Origin of the sequence: Hymenobacter puniceus, assembly GCF_014333525.1 — a bacterium.
GTDB lineage: Bacteria > Bacteroidota > Bacteroidia > Cytophagales > Hymenobacteraceae > Hymenobacter.
This window is the reverse complement of record NZ_JACSCX010000006.1, coordinates 25,876-45,424: the sequence shown is the minus strand read 5'-3', so window position 1 is coordinate 45,424 and position 19,549 is coordinate 25,876. Positions and strand designations below refer to the sequence as shown.

Below are 19,549 nucleotides of genomic sequence, written 5' to 3'. Positions count from 1 at the left end.
CTGGCTAACGGAGTAGGTAAGCAATCCGGTGGTGCTGGAAACACGCAATCTAAGCAAAGCAAACAAGCAGCTGCTACTGATACTTCAGCGTGTTCAACAATTGCACAATGTCCTTTTTCACGTAGTCTATAACAGGAGCCAGCGAGTCGTTGGCGGTGGCCGTACGGAAGTAGAGCGCGCCCCGGAAGAAGTGGCGCGTGCTGTCGGTGGTGTAGAACTGAAACTGGCTGGGCACCTCACCCTGCAGCTCAAACACAGCTACCCGCATGCCATTGGGCGTGTTGAGAATGTTTTCGTCGATGGCTGTGGCTTTGATTTCGTGCTTGCTGGTGAGTTTGCGGGCATCTTCCAGCAGCCGGTTGGTAAGCTGGCGGTTGCCTTTCAAGCCGGCATACGTAATCTGCACATTGGCTTTGAGCTGCGGATAATACACGTTGATCCAGTGCGGCTGCGCCAGATACGAGGAGTCGCGCAACACTTTGGCGTGGCGAGAATACTGGAACGTGTACGGGTGGCCCGGCGCCAGCTGCTGGTAGGCGTGCGGCGGCAGGTCGATGCGGTTGTATCCTTTGGGTTTGGGGGTGTAGTCGCCCTCGGAGCCGGCGGAAGTGCAGGCCGTAGCCAGCAGGCTCAAAGCGCAGGCAGCAAACAAGTGAAGAGAAGCAGACATTAGCAGCAATGCTGAGGTATAGTTTCAAAGGTAGCGCGAAACCGGCGGCTAATCAGCAGCCGGATGCTTGCCGCCGTAACGCAAAAAGCCCTGGCAGCGTGCCAGGGCTTGGTTGAAAACCAGGCAGGAGAGCTAGAAAGGCAGTTGGTCCAGTTCCGGCTCCTGCCGGAATGTCTGCGGAGCTTCAGCTGCAGCCGGCGCTCCGGCTACAGCTTCCTGTGCATGCGGACGGCCACCCAGCATCGTTATTTCATCAGCAATGATTTCTGTGATGTATCGGGTCTGATTGTCCTTGTCTTGGTACTGACGGGTCCGGATTTTGCCTTCTACGTACACTTGCTGGCCTTTTCTGAGAAATTTCTCAGCCATTTCAGCCAGGCCACGCCAAGCGGCAATAGTGTGCCATTCGGTACGCTCAATGCGGGTTCCTTGTTTGTCGCGGTAGTATTCGTTGGTTGCCAGCGTGAAATTGGCAACGGTAGCTCCGCCTTCGAGATGCCGCACCTCTGGGTCTTTGCCCAGGTTGCCGACTAGGATTACTTTGTTTACTCCAGCCATTGGAATGGATATTTAAAGAGACATGATAAACTGCTGTATGCAGAGTTAAAGATATAAAATTCGACGATAAAAATCCAGTGTAATTAGCTCTTATTTAATCGAATTGCCAATATAATTAGCAATAAGGATTGGCTTCGGTAAATCATCGGTCTGATTGCGGGAAAAGGCGCTCAGGCCTGCCGCTGCCAGTGCCTGCGTGGGTAGCGGTTCCTGTAGCCACACCGGATGAAACTTGGCCTCCACCTTCTGGTGGCTGAGCACGTGACGCAGTGCGTGGGTTGGCTCCTCAACTTTGTTGGTATCAAGCTGGCCACCCAGCGCCTCCACGGCTGCCAGTAGCGCCGCGGCCGGTAGCTCGGCGGTGTCCGTTTCCTGCAGATGAAAATCGTAGAGACCTTCCCAGATGTCCTTCGGGCCGCGCCTGCGCATATAGATGGTGTCGGCGTGGCGCAGTACCAGATAATGAAAGAAGCGCGTACGCGTTGCCTTGGCTTTGCTCTTCACCGGCAATTCGCTCACCATGCCGTGTTGAAAGGCGAAGCACTGGCTTTGCAGCGGGCAAAACAGGCAGTCTGGTTTGAGAGGCGTACACTGGATAGCCCCGAACTCCATAATAGCCTGATTGAACTCAGCGGGTTGGTCGGCCGGAATCAGGGTGTCGGCCAGTTGCTGGAACACTTTGCGGCTGGCTGGCGCTGCAATATCCTGCGTGAGCCCAAATACGCGTGCCAGCACCCGGAACACGTTGCCGTCGAGCACGGCCACCTGCTCATCGAAGGCAAAGGAAGCAATAGCAGCGGCTGTGTACTGCCCCACGCCGCGCAAATGGAGCAGCTCTGCATACGTAGTTGGGAAGTGGCCGCCGTACTCATTTACCACCTGCTGCGCGGTGTGGTGCATGTTGCGGGCCCGGCTATAGTAGCCTAGGCCCTGCCAGTGGCGCAGCACTTCATCCTGTGGGGCCGCGGCCAGGTCCTGCACGGTGGGGTAGGAGCTGACGAAATCCAGATAGTATGGCAGGCCCTGTTTTACACGAGTTTGCTGCAAAATAACCTCCGACAACCAGATAGCGTATGGGTCGCGGGTGTGGCGCCAGGGCAGGTCGCGGCGGTGGCGCGGGTACCATTCCAAGAGGGCGGCCGCAAAAAAGGCAGGGGCAGGAGACGAAGAAGGATGAGACAAGTGTTTGAAAGAGAAATACTTGGATGGATTGAAGAAGGGCCTTTCTATTGCCACTAAAACTATTGCAAAACCAAAAAAGCGGGCTACCTTTGTGGCCCCAATTCGCAAGCGAACAGCTTACCGGGCAAGGGCTTACGTCCTGAATTGGCTGTTTCGCCCAGCATTCATTTTTCACCCATAGTACCTTACCAGCGTGACTAAAGCAGAAGTAATCGCCGAAATTGCCGACAAAACCGGCATCGAGAAAGCAGACGTTTCGGCTACCGTGGAAGCCTTCTTCAAAGTCGTGAAGGATTCGATGGCCGAAGGCAACAACATCTACGTGCGCGGCTTCGGCAGCTTCGTAAACAAAAAGCGCGCGAAGAAAGTCGCCCGGAACATCTCGAAAAATACGTCGATCATCATTGACGAGCATTTTATCCCGAGCTTCAAGCCGTCGAAGACTTTCATCGGCAAAATCAAGAACAGCAAGAAAATTAAAGAACTGGCCAACGCGTAAGTTGTTGATTCAGGCATAAACTACTGCTGGCGGCGCCGCAGGGTATCCAGTACCACGGATGCCCGGCGGCCTGCTTTTTTCGGATGGCTACACGAACCTCTTCACATCAACTGATTCTGCTGGCAGTGGCCCTGGCCCTGGTGGCGGGGCTGTTTTTGTTGCCCAAGGTGATTGTAAAGCCGAAGGAAGGCAAAGGCGAACTGGTGCAGGATGCGGCCCGCACTGCCAACCGTGACAACGGGGCCGCCGCACCTTCAGTCGGTGGCCTCGATGAGCACGGCCACGCAGCCGGTAGCCACGAATCCGACGGTGCCTCGCCTGAGCAGCCGCACATGACTATTGCGCCAGCCCAGCGCCAGGAACTGAATACGCTGCTAGCCAAGTACGCTGCCACCACTGACCCCGCCGCTAAGTTGCGAGTGGCTTCAGATTTGGCTATCAAGTACAAGGCGGCAGAGAAGTTCGACAGCGCCGGCTACTATCTGGAGCAACTGGCACAAGCGCGCCCAGGTGAGCAAACCTGGCAGCGGGCTGCCGATGCGTACTTCGAGGCGTTTAGCTTTGCAGCTACGCAGGAGCGACAGAAGCTGCTGGCGGCCAAATGCCAGGAACTCTACGGCAAAGTGTTGAAAAACAATCCGGAGAACCTGGACGCTAAAACCAACCTCGGCATGGCTTTCATGTCCAGCGCCAATCCGGTGCAGGGCGTTGTGCTGCTCCGGGAGGTGCTGGCAGCTGATCCGCGCAACGAAAAGGCCATCTACAACCTGGGCTTGCTTTCTATGCAGAGCAACCAGTACGAGAAGGCCGTGGAGCGTTTTCGGGAACTCACCAAGGTAAATCCGTCAAACGTCAACGGACAGTTTTATCTTGGCGTCGCGTTAGCGGAAACCGGAGCAACTAAAGAAGCTCGGGAGGTTTTCCAGAAAACCAAAAGCCTGAGCACTGACCCCAGCCTGACCGCTGCGGTTGATGAGCAGCTGCAAAAACTGAAGTAACCAGTTGTTCGTGGTTGGTTGGTTGTGGTTCGTTTTAAGTTGCCTCGCTGGCTACCTCAACGAATCACGAAAAACAAACGACGAACAACGAAAACGAATAATCATTCAACCACTTAATCCACAACAACATGCCCTGCGGTAAAAAAAGAAAGCGTCATAAGATTGCCACTCACAAGCGGAAGAAGCGCCTGCGCAAAAACCGTCACAAGAAGAAGTAAGCCCTTTCGGGGTCTGCTGGCGGGGCGTTGCCTGTAAGGCGCGCCATCCGTCTATCTCTCATCTTGTATCCCCGAGAGTGGCTAAAAATTCGCTTTCCCCGAGGCTTGCAAGGGAAGCCGGTGCTGTGTGCGCCGGCTTCCCTTTGCCGGTTTCGGGGGCGAAGGGCTACCACCGGGACTACCTAACAACCCAATCCATTGAGTAACGAATTAATCATTAATTCTACTCAGGAAGGAGAACGGATTGCCCTGCTACAGGACAAGCGGCTCATCGAATATCATTTCGACCGCAACGACACCAATTACTCGGTGGGCGACATCTTCCTGGGCACGGTCAAGAAAGTTATGCCCGGTTTGAACGCTGCGTTCATTGATATCGGGTACGAAAAAGATGCGTTTCTGCACTACGGCGACCTGGGCGAGCAATTTCCTTCGTTGAGCAAGTGGGTGCGGGGCGTACAGTCGCAGAAAACCCCCGTTGGCGCCCTCAAGTCGTTTGGCCTTGAAAAGCCGCTCGACAAAGTAGGCAAGGTTGCCGACACCCTCAAAAAGAGCCAGCAAGTGCTGGTTCAGATTGTAAAAGAGCCTATTTCCACCAAAGGCCCGCGCCTGTCCACCGATATTTCGATGGCCGGCCGCTACTTGGTGCTGGTGCCTTTCTCCAACACCATTAGCGTGTCGAAGAAGATTGTGAGCAAGACGGAGCGTGAGCGGCTCAAGCGGCTTATTGCTTCCATCAAGCCCGACAACTTCGGCGTGATTATCCGCACAGTGGCCGAGGGCCGCGAAGTGGCCGAGCTGGACCGCGACATGCAGAGCATGACCAGCAAGTGGGAGCAGCTCTTCACGGCGCTGCGCTCTGCCAAGCCCAACGACAAGGTGTTGGGCGAGCTGGGCCGCACCAGCTCCATGCTGCGCGACATGCTCAACGAGTCGTTTGATGCCATTACGGTGGATACAACGGCCCGCTACGAGGAAATGCGCGGCTATTTGGAGCAGATTGCGCCCGATAAGCTGGGTTTGCTGAAGCATTACACCGGCAAGGTGAAGGTGTTTGAGCACCTGGGCATTGAAAAGCAGCTGAAAACGCTGTTTGGCAAAACCGTGACGGTGCCCGGCGGCGGCTACCTGGTAATCGAGCACACCGAAGCACTGCACGTCATCGACGTCAACTCCGGCAACAAGAGCAACCAGGAAAGCGACCAGGAAGCTACGGCCCTCATGGTGAATATGTTGGCGGCCAAGGAAGTAGCCCGGCAGCTGCGGCTGCGCGACATGGGCGGTATCATTGTCGTCGATTTCATTGACATGAAGTCGGCGGAGAGCCGCAAGAAGGTGGAGGACGCCGTGTATCAGGTGATGAAACACGACAAGGCGCGCTACACCATTCTGCCCATCACCAAGTTTGGGCTGCTCCAGATTACGCGGCAGCGCGTGCGCCCGGCCGAAAACATCGTGACCGGAGAAGTGTGCCCTACCTGCGGCGGAACCGGCAAAATCTCGGCCTCCATCCAGGTAACCGACGAAATCGACAACAGCATCGAAGACTTGCTGGTGACGCAGAATCAGTCGGGCATTACGCTGCACGTGCATCCGTTCCTGCATGCCTACTACACCAAAGGCCTCGTAAGCCGGCAGATGAAGTGGTACCTGAAATACTACAGGTGGATCAAAGTCACGAAGGACACTAGCCTGGGGCTGACCGATTATCGCATCGAGGACGAAAACGGTGAGGAAATCGAGTTGCACTCGGCGGCGGCAGCTATGGCCCGTCTTCAGGACCACGAAGTAGACATTACCGATTAAGAAAGTAGCGTGGTTGTCTGCGACAACTCCTCCTGAAAGAAGGAAAGCCCGCCCTACGGTATGTAGAGCGGGCTTTTTTTAATAACACATGATGCTGGTGAAAGGAATTCCGCAGATAACTACGGCTTAGATTCAGATCTGTGAAATCTCTTGCATCAGCATCATCCGTGATTAAAATTTCAATCCTAGGTCCAAGGCAACTTCGCTGTTTTTAAGCGTTACGTCCTGGAAGTCGCGCTCATTATCAAAATACTTATCGATGTTGAGCAGACCACGGTGGTAGCTGATGCCGCCGAACACCTTGGTGCTCTGGCCTACCTGGTACTCGGCGCCTACTCCCAGTAGCACGGCAGCTTCCGGAATGATAACGTGGTCGAGGGCTTTGCTTTCCTGGCCGGTACCGGGGTCGGTATAGCGCTTGTTGCCGTCGATTTTGCCGGAAATAGCCCCGCCGAGCGAGCCGCCCAGTTGGAAGTACAGCTTGGTATCGGTGGCAATGTCATTGGTGAACAGCTTCACTGTAACGGGCACTTCCAGATACTGCAAGCCAATTTTTTGGGTTATCCGACGGTTGGGGCTAGTGGCGGGGTCAATGTAGCTGATAGTGCCACCTTTGCCTACCAGCTGCAGGCCCGTGCTGAAGGCATAGTTTTCGCCGAAAAAGTAGTCCACTACTAAGCCGCCGCCGAGCGTAATTTTACTCTTCTCATTGACAAAGCCAAAGGAGCTAGGTGCTTCTGTGCGCAGGTTGGTGATAGAAGGCGAAAGTTTGAGGCCGATTTCGACTTGGGCCGAAGCTGTAGCGGCCGATGCACCTACCAAGAGGGCAGCAAGCAGGGTTTTTTTCATGGCGAAGGCAAGTTGAGTGAGCCGCAGAATACGATGCCGCTGGGTGCGGCGTTTGGTTTTGGCTAATTTCGCCTTAAAGATAGAAGCGTGCCCCACTTTCCTTTTGCTATGCGTTCCATTCTGCTCGCCCTCTATAGTTCCTGCCTGCTGTTGCTGGCTGCCTGTGGCCGCGAAAACGAATCCTGCACGCCCGACCCGGCCGTGGCCAGAGTATCAGCCCCCGTGCAGCTAACCCGGCTGGAGAAGCCCTTTTTTCAGATCCGGACCACTGCCGATGCCCAGCGCTTCCTGGCGCAGCAGCCGCTGTTTGCCAGCCAGTTTCTGCAGCGGCGTCAGTTCCCGTCGGATGAGGTGCTGGCCGCCACACTCACGCGCCTGGCTACCAACTCCGGCCTACAGGTGCTTGGCCGGCAAACCGACAGCGTATTCCAAGACTCAGGCAAGCTAAAAACGGGCTTAGAGAGCATGTTCCGGCACATTCGCTACAATTTCCCGGCGTTTCAGGTGCCGCCCGTTCAGACGTTCGTATCGGGGCTAAGCCAAGACATGTTTGTGAACGACAGCCTGATGGTATTGGGGCTGGACTTCTTTGTGGGCCCCACCGCACGCTACCGCCCCAATGTGCCCGAGTATATCCTGCGCCGCTACCGCCCCGAGTACGTGCTGCCAACTGCCGCGCTGGCCATCAGCAGCAAATACAATCAGAAGGAACTCACCAACCAAACCATGCTGGGCGAGATGGTGCAGTATGGCAAGTCGCTGTACTTTGCTGAGCGGGTATTGCCCTGCACCGCTGACTCGCTGCTCATTGGCTACACCGACAAGGAGCTGCAGGGCGTGTATTTCAACGAAGGCAAGATCTGGGCACACTTTCTGGATAAAAAGCTACTTTACAACACTGCCCCGTTTACGGTGCAGAAGTACGTGGGCGAGCGGCCTAATATCCCCGAAATCGACAAGACCTGCCCCGGCCGCATTGGCGCCTGGGTGGGCTGGCAGATTGTGCGCAAATACATGGCCGAAAACCCCAAGGTGACGCTGGCCCAACTGATGGCTGACCAAAATCCGCAGCACATCCTCAACGAGTCGCACTACCGTCCGCGTCCGCGCCGGGCGGAGCGGTAGGGATTCATAACCAGACCGTCCTGCTGAGCGAAGGCGGAGCCGCAGTCGAAGCATCTCACCTGAGTAGTATTAATACTATTGCAACAGAGCAGTAGGAATGCTTTGACTGCGGCTCCATCTTCGCTCAGCAGGACGCTCGGACTATTCTCAGACTTTGCTTAACTAATTCCGCGTGCATATTGCCGTTTTCAGCCAATATCACACTAACCCGGATTGCCCGGCCACGAGCCGGCACTACGCGTTGCTGGCGTATCTGGCGCGCACGCACCGCATCACGCTGATCAGCACGCGGACCTGGGAGTTGCAGCGGCTGACGCAGCAGTATCCGTGGGTGCCGGCCGGGGTGGAGCTGCGTGTGGCTGATGTACCTTATGAAAATCAAATGGGCGTGGCGCGGCGTGGGCTGGCGTTTGCGCAGTATGCGGCCTACGCCGTGCGCGAAGGGCTGCGCATCGACAAACCTGATGTTATCTGGGGAATTAGCACACCGCTGACGGCTGCCTGGGCGGCGGCGCAGGTGGCGCGTTTGCGCAGCGTGCCGTGGGTATTCGAGGTGCAGGATCTGTGGCCGGCCTTCCCAATTGCTATGGGTGCCGTGCCCAACCGTTGGGCCCAGCGCCGCCTGTTTGCGCTGGAAAAAAGTTTGTACCGCAGTGCCCGCCACATCATGGCCCTGTCGCCGGACATGACCGGATACGTGCAGCATGTTGGCCACCCGCCCAAAGAGCATTCCGCCTTGTTCAGTCCCGGCAAAGTAACTACCGTGCTCAACGGCACCGACCTGGAGTTGGCCGCGCTGGCCACCGACGATGCCGTAGCCACGCTGCGCCGGGAGCAAAACCTGGTGGGCCGCCGTGTGGTGCTCTACGCGGGCACGCTGGGCCGGGCCAATGATATTCCGACATTGCTGGCCGCGGCCGAACTGCTGGCCGCTCAAATGCCGGAAATGGTGTGGCTGTTTATGGGTCTAGGGTTCGATGAACCCCGGGTGCGGGAGGCGGCTGCCCGTTGCCCGGCTATTCGGCTGGTGCCGCCGCAGCCCCGGCACGCCGTGTTCAGCTGGTTCCGGCTGGCGGAGGTTTCCGTGGTGTCATTCCTGGGATTACCGGTGCTCGATGCCAACTCACCTGCCAAATTCTATGACAGTCTGGCTGTAGGGACGCCGGTAATCGTCACCAACAACGGCTGGACGCGGGAGCTGGTAGAAGCCCACAGCTGCGGCTGGTACTCGCCGCCCAGTGATGCGCCGGCTCTGGCCCAAGTGCTGGAAAAGCTGCTGAATCAGCCAGAAAAGCTACGCACGGCAGGCGCCGCTGGCCGCCAGCTGGCGGCCACCACTTTCGACCGACAACAGCTGGCCGCCACTGTGCAACAGCTTCTGGAAGCCGCCTCTCACTAGCCAATGACCTTTGTGCCCTAGTGAGCTAGTTATATACTATGTTGTACTATCGGCCTGCTATTTTGTTGATTTTTCAGCCTTTACTGCCGCTTTCAGGCTTGTCTGCAGTGCTTTATTGGTTACCTCTGCGTAATATTTGCACACGCTGCTCAGCGGACAGATGGTACACTTGGGCTGCCGGGCCACGCAGATGTAGCGCCCGTGCAGAATGAGCCAATGGTGCGCTTTGGGTATCAGCTCCTGCGGGATGTGGCGCACCAATTCCTTTTCCACTGCCAGCGGCGTAGTAGCGGTGCGCGGTACCAGTCCCAGCCGGTGCGAAACCCGGAACACGTGCGTATCGACGGCCATGGCCGGCTGGTTGTATATCACCGACACCACCACGTTAGCCGTTTTGCGCCCCACACCCGGCAGCCGCTGCAGTTCCTCGATGGTGCTAGGTACCTCTCCGCCAAACTCACTGACCAGCAGCCGGCCCAGACCCGCCAGATGCTTGGCCTTATTATTTGGGTACGATACGCTCCGAATAAACGGGAAAATATCTTCCTGTGAAGCCGCTGCCAGCCGTTCGGGAGTAGGAAACTGCTCCATCAGCGCGGGCATCACCATATTCACCCGCTTGTCGGTGCACTGGGCACTGAGGACCACGGCCACAATCAGCTCGTAGGGCGAGGCGTAGTGCAACTCGGTTTCCGGCGCCGGAAAGTTGGTGGTGAAGTAGTCGAGGAAGAATTGGAAACGCTCGGCTTTGCGCATGAGTCAATAAAAAAGGCGGGATGCCACGAAGGTACCAGTTGGTACGCTTCAAGGCATCCCGCCAGGGAATTTCCTTTTCCGTAAGCCGACAGATTCTGCGCAGTAGTGGTAGGGCGCTTAAGCCGAACGCAAGAAAGTGCGCGAATACTGCAGAATAGCCTCGGTGCTACGCTGGCCGGGCTTATAGCGCAGCGTATTGAGGGTTCGTTGGGCCATAAGCAGATCAGCGCAGGTAGCCGCCAGTTCGGCGTCGTGCTGCAGAGCCTGCTCTATTTCCTGCTGCTCATTAGCCGGCAATTCGTTGTACACGTACCGGAGCAGTTTCTCGTGGGTAAAGGTTTTGATCATAGAAAACGGGTTGTGCGGCCATTTTTTTCCGCAAATTGATCAGCGCATAACGCATCCGCCCAAGCGCTGTGTTAATGCTGACGCCGGTTGCGTCCGCAATTTCCTGAAAACTCATGTCGCCGTAGTGGCGCATTACCAGCACTTCCTTCTGGGCGGCGGGTAGTTCCTGTATTAACTCCCGAAGCCGTGTATAGGTTTCCTCGCGGGTCAGCGCGGCTTCTACTCCCTCTTCGGCGTGCGAAAGAGAGTTGAAGGCATGGCCTGTCGTGTCGAGGTTAAGCAGCGGGCTGCGTTTCTCCCGACGGAAAAAGTCGATGGCCAAGTTGTGGGCTATCCGGCAGATCCAGGAGGAGAACTTGCCCTCCTCGTTGTATCGGCCGCCTTTCATGGTATGGATAGCCTTGATGAACGTATCCTGCAGCAGATCTTCAGCCACGTCTTCGTCGCGCACAATCAGCATGATTGTGGTAAAAACCCGGGCTTTGTACCGCTCGAGCAACTGCGCGAAGGCTTCTTCATTGCCGGCAATGTAAAGGGATATGAGAGCGGAATCGCTCAGCTGCATGGTGTCCATAAAGGCTACGGGTTAAGGAACGTAGAGCTTTAGGCCATATTGTGCAGTTGCCGGTGAAATTCTGTGAAATGAAGGGAGAATGAAGAACCCCTTGAACCAAATGTAGAGAACTGCCAGACTAAACACAATGAGTGACCAGCACAGACTAATTATTTTTTCAATATTTTTTCAAATATAAAATATAATATGTATGATATTCAGTGTTTTATTGCCTTAAATACCACCTAAAACTCACAACTATCCCGTTATAAGTTTTTTAAAAGGTTGCATCATTAAGCCTGCTAATGCCAGAGAAGTAGTAGCCTTAGACACTCTCGTGCTGGCGCCGCCGGGTCAGCCAGGCAGTAGCCGTACCCTCATCGGTGAAGAGTCGTACGTGGCACTGAGTGTTGGTAACCATTGGGGCGCCCGCCTCTTGGTCGACGGCAGAGAGGTGGCTGGGAGATACCAGAAACGCCAGATATACCCGGCCGCCCAACTGTGTGGCCAAACGGGGCAGGAATGTTTCAAGTGTCCAGAGAGTGTCGTCTTCGCTGCTGATACCGCGCCGCCGCAGATCGAGCAGCCAGAAGCGGCATTGGTGCGGTGTAGCAGCGGCTAACAGGGCCTCATAGCTTTGCTGCAACTCGGTGCTGAAAACGGGCCGTAGCCACCGCGCAAACAACACTTGCAAATCAGGGCGAAAAGTCAGTTCCGCCAAATCGGCTAGTCGGATAGGTATTGGCATAAATGTGAGGGTGAAAGGCGGTATACGTGGTGGGTTATCAATCTTACAAAGAACCCACCGCGCTACAAAGTTAAGGCCGCCAAAAGCAGCTGGCTTCCGCGGGCCCCGGCTACCTTTGCTTGCTCGTTTGTATTAAGCTGCTATATGCCTTCTGCTGTTCCGGCTCCCCGCCACGACCCTTACGCCGCGCTACGCTTGCCGGAGTTCCGGCGCTTCATTTCGGCTCGCGCCTGCCTGACTCTTGCCACCCAGATTCAGGGTGTGGTGGTCAGCTGGCAGATGTTCAAGCTCACCGGTGATCCGCTGGCGTTGGGTTTGATTGGGCTGGCGGAGGCCATTCCCAGCATTGTGGTGTCTTTGTATGCCGGCCACTTGGCTGATTCCGTGCGGCGGAAGAACATCATTGTGGCCATGGTAACGGTGCTGGTGCTGTGCTCGGTGGCGCTGTGGCTGTTAGCGCAGCCTGCCGCCGCTACTCTGCTTACCGCTGGTATTCCGCTGGGTGGGCTGCTGGTGCTCAGAGGCTTGCCGCTCTATGCTGTCATCTTCGTGAGTGGCGTGGCGCGGGGTTTCCTGGGGCCGGCAGTGTTTTCGTTTATGCCGCAGCTGGTGCCGGAGCGCACCCAGCTTTCCAATGCCATTACCTGGAACAGCACTACCTGGCAGGCAGCGGCCGTACTGGGCCCCGCCATTGGCGGGCTGCTATTTGCTCATTTTGGCATCTCCCTGGCTTACGGTGCAGATATTGGCTTGATGCTGCTGTCGTTGCTGCTGTTTCTGAGCATTGCCGGCCGGCCGCTGCCGCCCACTGAAGGACAGAAGCTCGGGCTTAAAGAAAGTGTACTAAGTGGGCTGCAGTTTATCTTCCAAAACCAATTGGTACTGGCTGCGCTGTCGCTGGACTTGTTTGCGGTATTGTTTGGAGGAGCTGTGGCGCTGCTTCCTATTTTCGCCGATCAAATTCTGCATACCGGCGCCGAAGGCTTGGGCTACCTGCGGGCCGCCCCGGCTGTGGGCTCGGTGCTGATGGCAGTTTCGCTGACGTATTTCCCGCTCCATCGCCACGCCGGGCGCAAACTGCTGTGGGCCGTAGCCGGCTTTGGTGTAGCTACTATCTTTTTCGCGCTGTCTACCAACTTCTGGCTGTCGTTGTTCCTGCTGTTCCTGACTGGTGTTTTCGATTCCGTGTCGGTTATCGTGCGCTCCACGCTGATTCATACTTACACGCCCGAATACATGAAAGGCCGCGTATCAGCCGTCAACAACATCTTCATCGGTTCCAGCAATGAAATCGGGGCCTTCGAATCGGGGGCAGCGGCGCGGCTGCTGGGCGTGGTGCGCTCGGTGGTGTTTGGTGGCGCCATGACGCTGCTCGTAGTTGGTATCACGGCCTGGCGCGCCGATAAGCTGCGCAACCTTGATCTGACTCCCAAGCCCCAAAAAGATGAGTAGCTCGGCCCAGATTATTCTCCGGAAGACGAGAAGGTATAAAATCTGCTGTGCGTTGCAGCGCAAAAGCAGCGCTTTGCTCATTTAGTGTGCTTCTTATGCGTATCGAACTTATAAACAAACTTATCCACATGATTGTGGATAAGTGTTTGGTTTTCCGGCAATTCGTAATTCAGCGCCGCGCATGAATGGCCAGCCAGTTACCAAGAATCTGCAACGCAGAAGGTGATATGGTTTCACTGAGCTGGCCATATTCCGAAGGAAGTCCGGAAGTTGCAGTCTGAAATAAATGGTTGAGGCCATCAAGGCGCTGAACGGTTACGTTGCGGTTGTTGGCTGCCTGCAAACCGCTCCGAATGGCTTCCAGATTGAGGTCGGCGGCTACCTGCAGATCCTTGGTGCCATTGAGAGCCAGCACCGGAACCCTGACTTTTGCCAAGGCCGAAGCTGGATTCAAGTTTAGAAAATACCGGTACCAGGGCGAAGTCATCTGGGTGGCCATCGTAGTCAGAACAGATTCTGAAACGCCTGGGCTGGCCTGCTTCAGCAGCGGTACCATCCGGGCAATTGCCGGCGGGTTGTCGGAAGTGGTCTGGATGATGGTAAGCAAGGTTTGCTGGGTGCGGCGCATCCGGCCGGCACTAGCGGTGTCGAGCCCGGAAACGCGCAACACATCGGCCTGCTGGCGCAGCAGCAAGTCGCGGCCACTAACCCCCATCCCGGCCAACGATACAATGAAGGCTGGGGGCTGCGGCCCGGCTCCTGCCAGCAGCGCAATGGTGCCACCCTCGCTGTGGCCAAGCATGCCTACGTGCTTAGCCTGCACGCCGGCTTGGGTACGCAAAAAGGCCAGTGCCGCCTGCGCATCGGCCAAAAAGTCGGCGGTGGTAGCCGTAGCAAACGTGCCGCCCGACTGGCCTACGCCCCGGTCATCGTAGCGAAGCACAGCAAAGCCGCGCCGTGTGAGGTAGTCGGCCAACACCCGAAACGGATGGTGCCCCATGATACTTTCGTCGCGGTCCTGCGGGCCGGAGCCCGACACCAGCACCACGGCCGGGAACGGACCTTTGCTGGGCGGTAAGGTGAGGGTACCGGCGAGTTCGGGCCCGCTATTTGAGCTTTTGAAGCGCACCTGCCGCTCCAGGTAAGGTAGGGGAGCCACAGGGTCCTGAGGACGAACGGGTGGAGGCGCAGGTGTTGGCAGGCCTCGCTGCAGCACCAGTGCCCATTGGTCGCCGTTCTGCTTCCACCAGCCAGCCAGCTGCTGCCCATCGGCTGAAAGACGTGCGGCATAGCGTGCCCCCAGAAAATCCGATAATAGGATCAGGCTGTCCTGGCGTAGTTCAACGCTTGAGAAGGTTAACGCAGATACTTTTTGCGAAGGCACATCCAGCGTAGCCGTTAACGTACCTGCTGGCTGCTCGGCAATGTGTACAATCAGTTGAAGCGGATTGGCTGCAGTAGCTAGCATACCGTGCCATGGGCCTGTTAGTGGCTTTAGCTGCTGGGCATGCGTGGGTGCCGCCAGTCCTACTAGGCCCAGAAAAAAGGCTATGTATACTCCTTGCCACCTCCAATATCGTTTTGTCATCGGCCTAAAAATAAAAGAGCAATAGTGGAAAGCGCAAGTATACGGCCCTTGTGGCATTGGCTGGCTCCTGCCAAACGCACTGCGGGCGCTGAGCGGCCAGAACTGCCAATGCATTAGATGCACAGGCTATACTGGCCGCTCAGCGCCCGCAGTGCGCTTGGTACAAGCTTCAGGGTTAGCGGCTGGCTTGCGTGGGAGCCGTACGGAGCTTCCGGACTGTTTTAACGGCTTTCTTGGTTCCTTCGCGTTTCACCGTCACGGGAATAGCCTCGGGCTGGGTGGTACGCTTGGCAATCCAGGCGCGCATCATATCAAGGGCTTTGGGTGAGAACGTAGGTTGCTGTGCCCCATTTACCAAGGCCCACTCTTCGGGTTTAGGCTGCATCCAGTGGTTTACTTCGGGCAGTTTCTGGGTGGTTACGTCGCGGTTGGCACGCAGGCCTTTGCGCAGCATCGCCAAGTTGTTGGTGGCTTCCACCTGCAGGTCGTCGGCACCGTTGATGGCCAGCACCGGGCATTTCACTTCGGGCAGCTTGCGAGTAGGCTCGAAATCGATAAAGTAGCGCGACCAGGGCGACGTAAGCTGAATAGCGCGGGCGCGGGCCATGTGCGGGTCGAGGTCGGTGTTGCTCATGCGCAGCGTGGCGGCCACTTTGCCCCGGGCCTGTGCATCGTTGGGCGTCTGCCGGATGATATCAATCATTTGGCTATGCAGCTCCATGGAAGCTTTCACCTGAGCCGGGCTAGCCCCAATCAGGCGCATGATTTCCAGCTGCTGGCGCGTTAGCACGTGGCGGCCTGGCAAGCCGTACCCGGCCATGGATACTACAAAGGCTGGCTTGGCCGTGCTGGCTTCTGCTGCCGCCAGAAAGGCAACATTAGCGCCCTCCCCATGGCCGATAAAGCCGATTTCCTGTGGGTTGATGAGGTTGCGGGCCCGCAAAAAAGCCATAGCGGCCTGCGCGTCGCGCACTAAATCCTGAGTGGTAGCGGTAAGGTAAATGCCCTGCGACTTACCAGTGCCCCGGTCGTCAAACCGCAGCACCGCAATACCCCGCCGAGTCAGATAGTCGCCCAGAATGCTGAACATGCGGTATTCCTGCTCACCAGCGTCGCGGTCCTGAGGACCGGAGTCGGAGAGAAGCACCACGGCCGGGAACGGACCCGGTCCGGCCGGCACGGTCAGGATACCGCTCAGGCGAAGCTTGTCGGTAGTGTTGGTGAAGCTGATTTCGTCTTCGCGGTAGGGTGGCGTGAGGCGTACTTTGCCAGAAGCCGTAGCCGCTGACTTAGCTCGCTCAAACACCAGCGGCCCCGAAAGGCCCGGCTGCTTCCACACGCCCGTCAGCTGGTCGCCGTTGTTCTGGATTTTGCCTACGAAGCTGCTGCCAGCCTGTTCAATGTGTAGGTTCAGCTCGTTGCCTTTCACTTCCACTTCCACGGGCATGCGGTAGATGCGTTGCTGCGGCACATCAAGGGCAGCATAATAGCCGCCGTTGGTGAGGGGAATAATAGTGACAATCAAGTCAAGCTGTCCGCCCGGTACCTTCAGCGGCCCGCGCCATTGTCCGTTGAGCACTGGAGCTACCCCAGCAAAAACCGGCATAGCAAGCAGCAATGCGAATAGCAAAGAAAATGCGTGTAATGTTTTCTTCATATAGTTAAAAAGAAAGCAGGCTGAAGCACTCTCCATACGAATACGGCACGGAAAGTAACAAAATCAAAGGTAGTTGAATGAAAATATTTCTGGTTCGATCGAGCTTTTTATGCAAGTGGAGTGCTGCCCACCTGCTACTTACCAATCACCCATAATCAAGGGACATAAAAGCCCCGTGCAAACGGGGCAGGAAACCGACGCTCGGCTTCCTGCCCCGTTTGCACGGGGCTGTCAACGCAAAAAAATTAGCAGTTGCCGTCTAGGTCGCAGGAAGCGCCGGTGGTGCCAGCCAGTTCTACCGGCTGCGGATGTGCTTCTTCCCACACCTTGGCCAAAACTTCCTCAAATAGCGCAGTTGGCTGGGCACCCGATACGGCGTATTTGTTATCGAAAACAAAATAAGGTACGCCGCGCACACCAATCTGCCGAGCCTGGTACTCATCGTGGCGCACTTCCTGGGTAAAGGCTTCCGACAAGAGCACCTGCGTAACTTCTTCGGCCGGCAGTTGCAGGTCGGCGGCTAGCTGCTGCAAAGTAGCAACGTCGTTGATGTCGCGCCCTTCTTCCAGATAGGCCTTAAACAGCCGCTCCTTGGCGGCATCCTGGCGGCCGTGCTGCTGGGCTAGGTGCACCAGGCGGTGCGCCCGCAAGGTGTTAGCGGGCACCAGGTGGTCGAAATCGAAAGCCAGGCCTTCGCCAGCTGCCATTTCTGTCATGTTCGCCGACATCTGGCGGGCCCACTGTTCGGTGTTGCCGTATTTGGCAGCTAGGCGCTTGTACATGCCTTCGCCAGGCTGCGGATTTGCCTCGGTATCCAGCTCGAAGCTGCGCCACTGCACCTCAATAGCATCACGGTGCGGGAAGTTGGCCAATGCATTTTCCAGGCGCCGCTTGCCGATGTAGCAAAACGGGCACGCAATATCAGACCAGATTTCTACCGGTATCTTTTTCATGCTGCAAAATCAGAAGTGAGGCGGAGTTGAATAGCTCCGGCGCCTATAACCAACGGCGGGCAGCGGTGGTTTCGAAGCGCGCAAAAAGGCCGGCCCCACACTGAGCAGGGCCGGCCAAGTAAATAGAGGCTGAAAACTAGCGGGCTACAATGAGCTTTTGGCCAGGCTTCACTTCGTCGGAAGTAAGGTGATTGAGGCGGCGCAGTTCATCCACCGTAATGCCCTGGTAACGGCGCGAAATATTATAGAGTGTATCACCCTTCTGTACTAGGTGTACTTTTTGATCGGCAACCTCGGGCGCCGGACGCTTGCCGGTAGCTATTGCTGGTTTGTGTGGAGCGCGAGGCGAGGCTGTACGCGTGGTGGCCGAAGCACTGGTATTGCCAGGCGCAGTAAGCAGCAGCTTCTGCCCAGGTACTACTTTCTCTGACTCCAGCTGGTTCCAGGCCATCAGCTGGCTCGTAGTCAGGCCATAGCTCTGCGCAAGCTTTGCCAGACTGTCGCCGCGCCGCACCACGTACGTAATGGGCGCACTGTCATCTGTTGCAGCCAGTGTAGCGGCCGTAGCGGCGGCCTCCTGGCTGATGAGCTGCGGATTGCGGCTGGCAATGGCTGCTTTAAGTGGTTCTGCTGCCGCTACCATCTCGGCCATGGAAGCTGGGGTAAGGGGGGAGTCGGTCGCTTTAACAGCGGGCGAGTTCAGGCGCGGCGGCACCGACGGCTTACGGTCGGTGGCAGCTACGGCCCGGCTGGCGGGTGTGGTCGGAACTGCTATCGGCACAAATACCACCAGTTGCTTGCCTGGCACCAGCGCTTTGCCCTTGCGCAGCCCGTTCCAGCGCGCGAGCTGGGCAGTCGTTACATCATAACGCTCCGCTACTGCTCCCACCGATTCGCCGCGGCGGACAGTGTGGCGTACCCGCCGGAAGCGCGGCGCCGCCACTTCGGATTCTTCGCGTGGGCCACTGCTGGCCGCCAAGGTGCGCGACGGGAAGGGCGTAACGCCTTCCAAACGGGCCATCAGGGGCTGCATAGGCTGCGGTAGATCGGCTTGCGGCCGGCAATACTCGAACAGCGTTGCGCGGTCTACTACGGCCAGCTGTGGGCGGTTGGCTGCCGGAATTTGCACCGCATACGCGCGGTAGCCTTCGGGCAGCCAGCTGCGGCGCAATTCGGGGTTGTAGCGCAGCAGCGCCGCCGAGTCTGGCAGACCACAGGCTTGGCTGAGGCGGTGCAGATCAAGCGCGTGGCCACCCACCTGCAGCGTATCCATGGCTTCGGCGTAGCGGTATTTCAGGTCGGGTGAGTGAAGCTGATGGGCCTGCGCGTACTGCATCGAGTACATAATGGCCGTGAAGGTGGGCACGTAGTTGCGCGTTTCCTTGGGCAGGTGCGGATACAGGTCCCAGAAGGATTTTTTACCGGTGCGGCGCATTACGCGCTGCATGCTGCCCGCGCCCCAGTTGTAGGCTGCCAGCACCAGTTCCCAGTCGTGGAAGATGCCGTAGAGGTAGCGCAGATGCTTGCAGGCCGCTTCCGTCGACTTTTCCGGGTTCATACGCTCATCCACCCAGTCGTCGCGACGCAGGCGCAGGTCGCCGGCCGTAGGGCCCATAAACTGCCATAGCCCCGTAGCTCCTACCGGCGACTTAGCTGTAGGAATCAATGCTGACTCTACTACAGCCAAATATTTAAGGTCAGTAGGCAGGTTGTACTTGGCGAGATACTTCTCGAACAGCGGGAAATACAGGTTTTCGCGCTCCAGCACGCGCTGCATATACTTGCGGTTGCGCTCCGTAAACAGCTTCACAAACGACAGCACGGCCGGATTGAACGTGTGCGGCGCGTCGGTTTCAAAGCAGTTGATTCGGTCCCCAACCAAGTCGCGCAACTCCGGGGGCGTTTGCAGCCAGGCCAGCCGCGCAGAATCCACGGCTATGGGCTCGGCAGCCAGCGAGTCAGGTAGAACCTCCAGGTTTACCACCTGCGTGGAGTCGTCGGCTGCGGTAGCAGGCAAGGTTTGCTGCCGGCCAGCCGGATGATTTTGCGCCATGCCGGCGAAGGGCGAAGCTAGCCCCAGCATACCACTGGCCAGCATAACACGCAACAGCTGTTTCTTCATTTCTTCGCCTGGGTCATCGTGAAAAAAACGAAAAGCCCTGATTCAAATTGGGTTAAATATACTGACTG

At 57.1% G+C, this 19,549-nt stretch carries 18 protein-coding genes; 6 read left to right on the top strand and 12 right to left on the bottom strand.

The annotated features are described in order from the left end of the window. Positions 1-73 precede the first annotated feature (73 nt). From gldD to mutY, 3 genes are all read right to left on the bottom strand, one after another. Entirely contained in the window at positions 74-670 is a 597-nt protein-coding gene (gene gldD, locus H8B14_RS16130) for a gliding motility lipoprotein GldD (RefSeq protein WP_187316692.1), read from the bottom strand. A 132-nt stretch (positions 671-802) separates the two neighbouring features. After that, a complete protein-coding gene (locus H8B14_RS16125) occupies positions 803-1,228 on the bottom strand; it encodes a single-stranded DNA-binding protein (protein WP_187316691.1) in 426 nt (141 codons plus the stop codon). Positions 1,229-1,318: 90 nt separating this feature from the next. Next, on the bottom strand, positions 1,319-2,410 hold the full coding sequence (gene mutY / locus H8B14_RS16120; RefSeq protein ID WP_187316690.1) for an A/G-specific adenine glycosylase: 1,092 nt from the start codon (positions 2,408-2,410) through the stop codon (positions 1,319-1,321). Positions 2,411-2,603: 193 nt separating this feature from the next. On the opposite strand from mutY, the gene H8B14_RS16115 reads away from it, so the two are divergent. The 3 genes from H8B14_RS16115 (at position 2,604) to H8B14_RS16105 (ending at position 5,931) form a co-directional block, all read left to right on the top strand. Continuing rightward, positions 2,604-2,909 (top strand): HU family DNA-binding protein, encoded by a 306-nt coding sequence (locus tag H8B14_RS16115; RefSeq protein WP_044014459.1) that lies wholly within the window; start codon positions 2,604-2,606, stop codon positions 2,907-2,909. An 83-nt stretch (positions 2,910-2,992) separates the two neighbouring features. Then, entirely contained in the window at positions 2,993-3,907 is a 915-nt protein-coding gene (locus tag H8B14_RS16110; protein WP_187316689.1) for a tetratricopeptide repeat protein, read from the top strand. 416 nt (positions 3,908-4,323) lie between these two features. Beyond that, positions 4,324-5,931: an Rne/Rng family ribonuclease gene (locus tag H8B14_RS16105; RefSeq protein ID WP_187316688.1), complete on the top strand. Its 1,608-nt coding sequence runs from the start codon at positions 4,324-4,326 to the stop codon at positions 5,929-5,931. A gap of 171 nt (positions 5,932-6,102) precedes the next feature. On the opposite strand, the gene H8B14_RS16100 is transcribed toward H8B14_RS16105, so the two are convergent. Beyond that, positions 6,103-6,780 carry a porin family protein gene (locus H8B14_RS16100; protein WP_187316687.1) on the bottom strand — a complete coding sequence of 226 codons (678 nt, stop codon included), beginning with the start codon at positions 6,778-6,780 and terminating at the stop codon, positions 6,103-6,105. A gap of 108 nt (positions 6,781-6,888) precedes the next feature. On the opposite strand from H8B14_RS16100, the gene gldB reads away from it, so the two are divergent. Together gldB and H8B14_RS16090 are read left to right on the top strand one after the other, a co-directional pair. Further along, positions 6,889-7,905, top strand: coding sequence for a gliding motility lipoprotein GldB (gene gldB / locus H8B14_RS16095; RefSeq protein WP_187316686.1), 1,017 nt, complete (start codon positions 6,889-6,891; stop codon positions 7,903-7,905). Positions 7,906-8,077: 172 nt separating this feature from the next. Next, positions 8,078-9,304, top strand: coding sequence for a glycosyltransferase family 4 protein (locus tag H8B14_RS16090; protein WP_187316685.1), 1,227 nt, complete (start codon positions 8,078-8,080; stop codon positions 9,302-9,304). 57 nt (positions 9,305-9,361) lie between these two features. On the opposite strand, the gene nth is transcribed toward H8B14_RS16090, so the two are convergent. The 4 genes from nth to H8B14_RS16070 all read right to left on the bottom strand — a co-directional run bounded on the left by nth (position 9,362) and on the right by H8B14_RS16070 (position 11,709). Continuing rightward, positions 9,362-10,060 (bottom strand): endonuclease III, encoded by a 699-nt coding sequence (gene nth / locus H8B14_RS16085; protein WP_187316684.1) that lies wholly within the window; start codon positions 10,058-10,060, stop codon positions 9,362-9,364. Between the two features lie 117 nt (positions 10,061-10,177). Beyond that, entirely contained in the window at positions 10,178-10,369 is a 192-nt protein-coding gene (locus H8B14_RS16080) for a hypothetical protein (RefSeq protein WP_187316683.1), read from the bottom strand. Then, complete coding sequence (locus H8B14_RS16075; RefSeq protein WP_187316682.1) at positions 10,347-10,982, bottom strand: RNA polymerase sigma factor; 636 nt, start codon at positions 10,980-10,982, stop codon at positions 10,347-10,349. Before H8B14_RS16075 ends, H8B14_RS16080 begins: the two co-directional genes overlap by 23 nt. A 304-nt stretch (positions 10,983-11,286) precedes the next feature. Beyond that, a complete protein-coding gene (locus tag H8B14_RS16070; protein ID WP_187316681.1) occupies positions 11,287-11,709 on the bottom strand; it encodes a hypothetical protein in 423 nt (140 codons plus the stop codon). A gap of 144 nt (positions 11,710-11,853) precedes the next feature. On the opposite strand from H8B14_RS16070, the gene H8B14_RS16065 reads away from it, so the two are divergent. After that, on the top strand, positions 11,854-13,161 hold the full coding sequence (locus tag H8B14_RS16065; protein WP_187316680.1) for an MFS transporter: 1,308 nt from the start codon (positions 11,854-11,856) through the stop codon (positions 13,159-13,161). Between the two features lie 169 nt (positions 13,162-13,330). On the opposite strand, the gene H8B14_RS16060 is transcribed toward H8B14_RS16065, so the two are convergent. The 4 genes from H8B14_RS16060 to H8B14_RS16045 form a co-directional block, all read right to left on the bottom strand. Beyond that, a complete protein-coding gene (locus H8B14_RS16060) occupies positions 13,331-14,629 on the bottom strand; it encodes an alpha/beta hydrolase family protein (protein WP_187316679.1) in 1,299 nt (432 codons plus the stop codon). 295 nt (positions 14,630-14,924) lie between these two features. Next, complete coding sequence (locus tag H8B14_RS16055) at positions 14,925-16,355, bottom strand: alpha/beta hydrolase family protein (RefSeq protein WP_187316678.1); 1,431 nt, start codon at positions 16,353-16,355, stop codon at positions 14,925-14,927. Between the two features lie 296 nt (positions 16,356-16,651). Next, on the bottom strand, positions 16,652-17,359 hold the full coding sequence (locus tag H8B14_RS16050) for a DsbA family oxidoreductase (protein ID WP_222840625.1): 708 nt from the start codon (positions 17,357-17,359) through the stop codon (positions 16,652-16,654). A 136-nt stretch (positions 17,360-17,495) separates the two neighbouring features. Next, entirely contained in the window at positions 17,496-19,481 is a 1,986-nt protein-coding gene (locus tag H8B14_RS16045) for a LysM peptidoglycan-binding domain-containing protein (protein WP_187316677.1), read from the bottom strand. Positions 19,482-19,549 lie beyond the last annotated feature (68 nt).

Bases quoted from the DNA above. Each gene is read 5' to 3' on its own strand.
- gldD (WP_187316692.1), bottom strand. From the start codon at position 670: ATGTCTGCTTCTCTTCACTTGTTTGCTGCCTGCGCTTTGAGCCTGCTG.
- H8B14_RS16125 (WP_187316691.1), bottom strand. From the start codon at position 1,228: ATGGCTGGAGTAAACAAAGTAATCCTAGTCGGCAACCTGGGCAAAGAC.
- H8B14_RS16110 (WP_187316689.1), top strand. From the start codon at position 2,993: ATGGCTACACGAACCTCTTCACATCAACTGATTCTGCTGGCAGTGGCC.
- H8B14_RS16100 (WP_187316687.1), bottom strand. From the start codon at position 6,780: ATGAAAAAAACCCTGCTTGCTGCCCTCTTGGTAGGTGCATCGGCCGCT.
- gldB (WP_187316686.1), top strand. From the start codon at position 6,889: ATGCGTTCCATTCTGCTCGCCCTCTATAGTTCCTGCCTGCTGTTGCTG.
- nth (WP_187316684.1), bottom strand. From the start codon at position 10,060: ATGCGCAAAGCCGAGCGTTTCCAATTCTTCCTCGACTACTTCACCACC.
- H8B14_RS16075 (WP_187316682.1), bottom strand. From the start codon at position 10,982: ATGGACACCATGCAGCTGAGCGATTCCGCTCTCATATCCCTTTACATT.
- H8B14_RS16070 (WP_187316681.1), bottom strand. From the start codon at position 11,709: ATGCCAATACCTATCCGACTAGCCGATTTGGCGGAACTGACTTTTCGC.
- H8B14_RS16065 (WP_187316680.1), top strand. From the start codon at position 11,854: ATGCCTTCTGCTGTTCCGGCTCCCCGCCACGACCCTTACGCCGCGCTA.
- H8B14_RS16060 (WP_187316679.1), bottom strand. From the start codon at position 14,629: ATGCTAGCTACTGCAGCCAATCCGCTTCAACTGATTGTACACATTGCC.
- H8B14_RS16055 (WP_187316678.1), bottom strand. From the start codon at position 16,355: ATGCCGGTTTTTGCTGGGGTAGCTCCAGTGCTCAACGGACAATGGCGC.
- H8B14_RS16050 (WP_222840625.1), bottom strand. From the start codon at position 17,359: ATGAAAAAGATACCGGTAGAAATCTGGTCTGATATTGCGTGCCCGTTT.
- H8B14_RS16045 (WP_187316677.1), bottom strand. From the start codon at position 19,481: ATGAAGAAACAGCTGTTGCGTGTTATGCTGGCCAGTGGTATGCTGGGG.